The sequence below is a fragment of the Bullifex sp. genome, assembly GCF_034103065.1.
Lineage (GTDB): Bacteria > Spirochaetota > Spirochaetia > Sphaerochaetales > Sphaerochaetaceae > Bullifex.
Genome location: NZ_JAXEGN010000013.1, coordinates 1 through 7,154 on the forward strand (window position 1 = coordinate 1; position 7,154 = coordinate 7,154).

Annotated in this window: 8 protein-coding genes; 5 read left to right on the forward strand and 3 right to left on the reverse strand. The window is 35.1% G+C overall.

Going from position 1 to position 7,154, the window contains the following annotated elements:
- The 3 genes from SOY52_RS00410 to SOY52_RS00420 form a co-directional block, all read left to right on the forward strand.
- Positions 1 to 831, forward strand: an 831-nt coding sequence (locus tag SOY52_RS00410) for a hypothetical protein (RefSeq protein ID WP_320847012.1), incomplete at its 5' end; no start/stop codon positions are given.
- 2 nt (positions 832 to 833) lie between these two features.
- Positions 834 to 1,946 carry an amidohydrolase family protein gene (locus tag SOY52_RS00415; RefSeq protein WP_320847013.1) on the forward strand — a complete coding sequence of 371 codons (1,113 nt, stop codon included), beginning with the start codon at positions 834 to 836 and terminating at the stop codon, positions 1,944 to 1,946.
- A gap of 62 nt (positions 1,947 to 2,008) precedes the next feature.
- Positions 2,009 to 2,509, forward strand: coding sequence for a GNAT family N-acetyltransferase (locus SOY52_RS00420; protein ID WP_320847014.1), 501 nt, complete (start codon positions 2,009 to 2,011; stop codon positions 2,507 to 2,509).
- On the opposite strand, the gene SOY52_RS00425 is transcribed toward SOY52_RS00420, so the two are convergent.
- From SOY52_RS00425 to SOY52_RS00435, 3 genes are all read right to left on the reverse strand, one after another.
- The gene (locus tag SOY52_RS00425; protein WP_320847015.1) at positions 2,506 to 3,486 is read right to left on the reverse strand and encodes a bifunctional oligoribonuclease/PAP phosphatase NrnA; all 981 of its coding nucleotides are present in this window, start codon (positions 3,484 to 3,486) and stop codon (positions 2,506 to 2,508) included. The two genes, SOY52_RS00420 and SOY52_RS00425, sit on opposite strands and share 4 nt — an antisense overlap.
- Before the next feature lie 98 nt (positions 3,487 to 3,584).
- Complete coding sequence (locus SOY52_RS00430; protein ID WP_320847016.1) at positions 3,585 to 3,809, reverse strand: energy-coupling factor transporter transmembrane component T; 225 nt, start codon at positions 3,807 to 3,809, stop codon at positions 3,585 to 3,587.
- 4 nt (positions 3,810 to 3,813) lie between these two features.
- The gene (locus tag SOY52_RS00435; protein ID WP_320847017.1) at positions 3,814 to 5,208 is read right to left on the reverse strand and encodes a transposase; all 1,395 of its coding nucleotides are present in this window, start codon (positions 5,206 to 5,208) and stop codon (positions 3,814 to 3,816) included.
- Positions 5,209 to 5,416: 208 nt separating this feature from the next.
- Between SOY52_RS00435 and SOY52_RS00440 the strand changes: the two genes are divergently transcribed.
- A complete protein-coding gene (locus SOY52_RS00440; protein ID WP_320847018.1) occupies positions 5,417 to 5,935 on the forward strand; it encodes a hypothetical protein in 519 nt (172 codons plus the stop codon).
- 54 nt (positions 5,936 to 5,989) lie between these two features.
- A complete protein-coding gene (locus SOY52_RS00445) occupies positions 5,990 to 6,829 on the forward strand; it encodes a DUF2130 domain-containing protein (protein WP_320847019.1) in 840 nt (279 codons plus the stop codon).
- Positions 6,830 to 7,154 lie beyond the last annotated feature (325 nt).

Sequence of the window (7,154 nt, forward strand, 5' to 3'; positions counted from 1 at the left end):
AACTTAAGGTATTATGATGTAGCTCCAGAAGGCATGGTTCCACTATTTAAAGAAGAGGATTTAGAGGGTGTAAGTGTAATTAATGTTTGTGGTTGGTTTGGTTTTTTAACCTACGACCATGAGTTTATCAAAAAGTGTGCAGAAAAAGGTATCACAATTCTTTTTGATACAACCCACTCTCCTCTTTACTACGATCCTCTTTCAACTTATGCAGCTGGTTCATTAAGAAAATGGATGGGTATTGCAGCAGGTGGTGTTGCTAAAAAGCTAAATGGTCCATTTACTGTCGAAATGTTAGATGCTGAAAGCCAGCACATGAAAGGAAGATATTCTTCCATGGATTTACGCTCTAAAGCCTTAGAGACTAATGATAATAAGTACAATGAAATGGCTTCAAATGTCTTCTGGGAAACAGAATTAAGACTTAGAAAGATTTTCGATGCTTATAAGTCCGATGAAAAATCTATAGAAATTGCTAAGCACTTTGATTTTGATGCTATGCGACAAATTAGGCGCAGAAACTTCACTATCTTAAGTGAAAATGCAAAGCCAAATGGATGGGAACCTGTATTTACTACTTTAGGAGATGATGACATTCCTAGCCATTACACAATATACTGTGCAGATAGAGCTGATATGGAAAAATATCTTGACCAAAATAATGTTAAGCACACAGCATTTTGGCCTCAACCTCCTATGATTGACGATATTTCTAAGTATCCTGGAGCAAAGTACATTAATACTCATGTATTATCTGTACAACTTGACCAACGCTGGAATGAAGAAGATATGCATCAGCTTATTTCTATTTTAAATATTTATGGGGCATAAAGATGATTTTAATTAAAAATGCTGATATTTATCAGCCAGAGCATATCGGGATTAATGATATTTTAATTGGTGGAGAAAAGATTCTTGCAATCCAGCCTAAAATTGATATTTCCCTTGAAGGCTTAAGAGTAATTGATGCGGAGGGTGCAATTGTGCACCCTGGCTATATTGATGGCCATGTACATGCTATTGGTGGTGGCGGTGAATCAGGAATGATTTCTAGGGTTCCGGCACTTACTGAGAAGAAAATTGCAGCTGCAGGTGTAACTACAATTGTAGGACTTCTTGGAACCGATGGAACAACTAGAAGTGTAAGAGATTTAGTTGCAAAGATTCAGGGTTACAAGGAATGGGGCCTATCTGCATATTGTCTTACAGGTAGTTATCAAGTACCAACAAAAACAATAACCGGAAGTATTGGAGACGATATTACATTTATCAATGAGATAATTGGTGTCAAGGTTGCAATTGCAGACCATCGTTGCTCATTTCCAACTACAAGTGAGTTAATTAGAATGGCTTCAGAAGCAAGAATTGCCTCATTAATGTCAAAAAAATGTGGTATTGTACACTTCCACGTTGGTGCCGATAAACTTGGTATATCCCAACTATTTGAAATCATCAATACAACTCCACTTCCAATAAAGCATCTTTACCCTACTCATATGGGTAACCATTTAGATCAAGCTGAAGAGTGGTTAAAGTTAGGAGGTCACATCGATATTACTTGTCATGATGAGGCTCCTAACCAGGTAATTAAACTCTTATCAACTAACCAAGATAATTTAACTATTTCAACTGATTCAAATGGTTCATTTCCAAAGTGGAATGAAAAGAGAGAGATAATTGGAATGGGTGCAGGCTCTATATTAGAGCTTCCAAAAACAGTTGAAGCAATTATCGATAAAGGTGTTGATAGAACAACTGCATACAAACTAGTAACAACCAATCCTGCTAAAGCATTAAGCTTTACAAGTAAAGGTTTACTAAAAGTTGGATACGATGCCGATATCGATATTGAAGTAGATGGTAAATTGCGAACCTGCATTTCAAGAGGTAATATCCTAGTTGATGAATATAATGCTAAACCTAGCATGTATGATGAGTGCGTATAATAGTTTATAGGCTGTAAGGGAATTCCCTTACAGTTTTTTTTAATATTTCATAATATATATTCATGAATAAAGAAAGTGGATTTTGGCAAAATGGAGAATATATTCTTCGATCAGCAAAAATTGAAGACTGTGAAGAGTATTATAGACAAAATTTCTCACCTCTAGATAAAGAAGTTATATATTATACAAAATCCAAAGAATACTTTTCCCATGAGGAAGTAACATCATTCTTTCGTTCAAAAATAAGTGATAAAGAGTACTATCACTTTCTATTAACAGCTAATGATGGAAAAATAATAGGAGAAAGTGTAATTAATGAGTTTAATAATGGTAGTGCTAACTTTAGAATAGCTATTTTCTCAAAATCCCACAGATCAATTGGAATTGGTTCTTGGATGATTAATAAAACTATTGAGTTTGCCTTTAATTGTTTAAAATTAACCTCTCTTGAGTTAGATGTTTATTCTTATAACAAGAGAGGTATTAAAGCTTATGAAAAAGCAGGATTTAAAATGGTGTATATCAATGAAGATGAAATACACATGATAATTGAAAATAATTAAATCCAGCCTTCGTGAGTTTCTTTGTATAGCTTTACTTCTCTATCGGCATCCTTAATTAAAGCATCCATTTCTTCTTTTGTATAACATGTTGCACCAGATGCTCTATCGTGCCCACCACCATGATAGCGTTCTGCAACTTGATTGATAGTCATAAACCTAGATCTTAATCGAACTCTAATTGTGTGGTCAGGGTTTTCAATAAAAGCGATCCAAGCTATTGAGCCCTTTATCATATTTAAGAAGGTAACACTATCACTTGATTCCTCTCTAGATAAGTTCCACTTCTCCTGCATAGCTAAATCAACGAATATATAAGCAAGTCCATTTTCTGTAACTTTTATTCTTGAAAATACATCTGATTGATATGAATAGAACTTAAAATATCTTAAATCTAACTGTGCTTGTAAGGTTTCTATATCAACCCCTTGATCAACCATTAAGCCAGCAAGTCTTAAGGTCTCTCCGGTAGTTGAAGCAAATCTAAAGCGTCCACTATCTGTATTCATACCTGTATAAATACAAGTTGCCGCATGTGAATCAATTTTTAGTTCGTCCTTAAATGTTTGATAAAAGTCTGCGATTAACTCAGCTGTAGAACTTCTCTTTTCTTCAACCCAGGAGATATCACCATAAGGATTATTATCAATGTGGTGATCAATTTTAATAACTATCTTTCCATTTAAGACTCTATCATCAGATACTCTATCACTAGTTGCGGTATCTAGAATTAGCACTAAAGATTTTTTAATATCTTCATCTGTTACATAGCCATCCTCATCACCTAAAAAAGCCATATAATCAGAATAATCTTTATTACATAGCCTAATATTTTTATCTGGATAAGTTAACTTTAAAATCCTCTGTAAGCCCTTAGTGGACCCTATAGCATCCCCATCTGGGCGAAAATGTCTAGCAATTAAAATTGAATCAAAACTCTTTATCTCTTTTAATATTTGTCTTTTAATTTCTTCGTTCATATTTATCCTAATTGAGTTTATAAGCTTTTATAATATATTTCTATAATAGTTTGAAAATCATCTAAAAACAAACATCACAGTAGAAATTGTAGTAAGTGTTAATAAGAAATAAAAACATCATACCAACGAATCTTTGTTACTTCCAGGTAGGTTCTATCATTTTTTCCAGAAAAACCTTTTGACTCCATAGCCACACACTCTGACCAGCGAATGGAATTTACAAGCATTGTGAATATTACCTTAAGTGATATAAATGATTGATTCATTCCCCTAACCTCATATGCAGTTAATACAGCTTTATACTCTTTAACCATATTTGGCATTAAATCAACTACCCACGCAGTAGAACTGCGGGGTTTGCGACTGTCCACCGGTACTGACGGCTTTTAACGGCCTCCCGGCTTTGATTCCTGCAGTTTCACATTCCGCCGAAGCGGAAGGACACACAGGTGACGTCGCATCGTGGGGTGATTGACTGCACCCCTCGGGATTTCTCCCGAAGATTCCGGATATACCGAAACCTTTGTTTTTAAGTTTTTCCATGCCTCTCTCATGGATGTTAATGGCAGCGGCACGGTCATCGTTGGTACGGAAGCCACACTTGGGACAGATATATTCATGCCTGTCCCTGTGCCTTGCATTCCTATTAACGTTACCGCAGTGCGGACAGGTCTGGCTGGTATGCCTTGGATCCACATATACAACCATGACACCGTTTGCACCTGCCTTGTACTCTATCTGATTCTGCAGATCATGATAAGGCCATGATACCAAGACGTATCTGTCCTTACGCCTTACTTCTTCAGTAGCTCCCCTTACACCAGAGAGGTCCTCCATTACAACGGCTGAACCCTGTTCAAGCTCGGCAAGAAGTGTCTTTGCGATGCATGAATTCACATCATGAATCCAGCGGTGTTCCTTCTGTCCGATAAGTTTCATCCGTCTTCTGGAAGATGGTGTCTTCCGCTTCTGAAGTGAGCGTCTTATCGATTTATACCTTACACGTACCTTTGCAGCCTCGTGCCCTGAATAAAACTTCGTATCCTTTCCGTCATAAGTGACGGCATGAAACCTGAGTCCCCTGTCTATGCCTACAACTGTTCCTGTTGGAGTATCAGGTATATCCGGTACTTCACGCTCAATTGAGACATGGAGGAATACCTTACCGTCATCACGGATGACAAGCTTTGCGGTTCCTCTTTTGCAGGTTCGGTAATGTTCATATCCCCTATCGGTGTATGAGCATCTGATACGTTTATCAAGCGTGTTGAGAGATATCGTACCTTTATGCTCATTACATGGGACGGGCAGTGACCAGTCCCTGTCAGAGACAAGATCACACTGCAGGTTATGGAAACGTATCTGCTTCCATGCTTTTACCTTCGGACGCTTAGTCTTCTGAGTGCGTCCTTTTTCATTACGCTTATCCCAGCGTTCCGCATCCTTCTCTGATTCACGTATCTGTGTGATGAGAGTGGAATATCGTGCAAGGACTGTTCTGATAACAGACTGGGTCATCTGGGACTTAAGTCTGAATTCACTTCTCAGGTACCGGTAGAGTTCATCATGAACATCACGGAATGATGGGATATTATCCATCCCCTTATTGAATATGTACTCGGATACATAATTGCAGGCATCACGGTAGGCTTCCGCCATCTTAATAAGCGGAGCCTTATCCTCAATGTAGATTCTGTACTGAGCCGTAACTGTCTGCTTCATAATATCATTATACCATATAATCAGAGTAATTTGTTACATAATAATATTTTTTCATAATTTCATTATCGGCTCTGCCCCACGGCAGAGCCGAGGGGTTTCCGCCGAATTAAAAAGGAGTTCCACTATGAAATACAAGTGTCTATAGAGTTAAAAAAATATTTTATATAAAATGCTCCCTGTTCCCTTATAATTATTTCTAGGAGTTTATATGTCTAAGATTACTTGTCCAAATTGTGGCTCTCTTATTGATCTTGATAATAATGACTATGCAACAATTGTTAATCAAGTTAGAAGTGAAGAATTCAAACAAGATGTCAAAGAAGCAGAAGAAAGAATCAAAGCTTTAATTAATGCAGAAAACCAAAGTCAAATTAATAAAATAAAAGATGACTATTTAAAACAATTAAAAGAAAGAGATAATCAAATTTCTTCTTTAAAAGAGAAAATATCAGAGGTAACACACTCTGCTGAATTGGAACTTAAAAATGCTCAAAATGCTACTAAAATTGCAGAAAGCAATCTTGATAGTGAAAAAGCTAATAGAAATGTTCTTATTGAAGCAGCAGTTCAAAAAGCAATCACAGAAAAAGAAAAAGAATTAAATAACTCTCTTAAAACTAAAGATGAAGAAATTATTAGACTTAATAATTCTCTTGATAATAAGGAGCTTGAGAAGAATATTGCTATTAATGAAGCTGTAAAGAAATTAAATGAGCAAATTGCCTAAAATAATAATACTATTGTTAAGCTTAATAGTACCATTGAGGCAAAACAAACTGAAATGGAATTAGCTATAAAAAATAAGGAAGACAATTTAAAAGCTATTATTTCATTAAAAGATGAAGAAATTGACCGCCTAAAGGACTTTAAGTCTAAACAATCTACAAAGATGGTTGGTGAATCATTAGAGGTCTATTGTATGAACCAATTTAACCAAATTAGGTCATTTGCATTTCCTACTGCCTATTTTGAAAAAGACAATGATGCCAAAAGTGGTAGTAAGGGAGATTTTATATTCAGAGATTATGTCGATAAAGATGAATTTATCTCTATTATGTTTGAAATGAAGAATGAAGTTGATACAACTACTACAAAGCATAAAAATGAAGACTTTTTCAAAGAACTTGATAAGGATAGAAGAGAAAAAAACTGTGAATATGCAATATTAGTATCACTACTAGAAGCTGATAGTGATTTATACAACACCGGCATTGTTGACGTCTCATATCGCTATGAGAAAATGTATGTAATTAGGCCTCAATTCTTTATTCAGATGATTAGTCTTCTTCGTTCAGCAGCTCTTAATGCCGCTTCATATAAAAAGGAATTATCAGAGATAAAAAATCAAAATATTGATATTTCTAACTTTGAAGCATCACTTAATGATTTTAAGGATAAGTTTGGAAGGAACTATCGCATTGCAAGTGAAAAATTTAATAAGGCAATTGATTCAATTGATGATACCATAAGAAAGCTTCAAAAAATAAAAGAAGACCTACTCTCATCAGAAAATAATCTTAGACTAGCTAATGATAAAGCTGAAGAGCTAACAGTTAAAAAACTTGTAAAGAATAATCCAACAATGAAAGCCTTATTTGAAGAAGCAAAAAAACAAGATTAAGTTAAAGATAGGAGCCTGTCGAAATCATCCCTCAATAATTTTCCCTCTAGAAAAGCTCCTATTTTCCATTTTTATTAAAATCTTTATCTGATATCAGAATAACCTTATTACATATTTTGTTTCAGATAAACTCTAATATGTTAAAATAATCAACTATGAAAAAAACTCAAACCTTTGATTTTATAATTCAAGAAGATGGATTTATCCCTGATTTCACGCAATACCGTGATGAAAGATTTTTCCCAGATCAATATTTGGGAATGTATTTAATAGTACTTAGAAATGATAAGTGTCAATCATCACCTTCTTTTGATTTTCTAAAAAA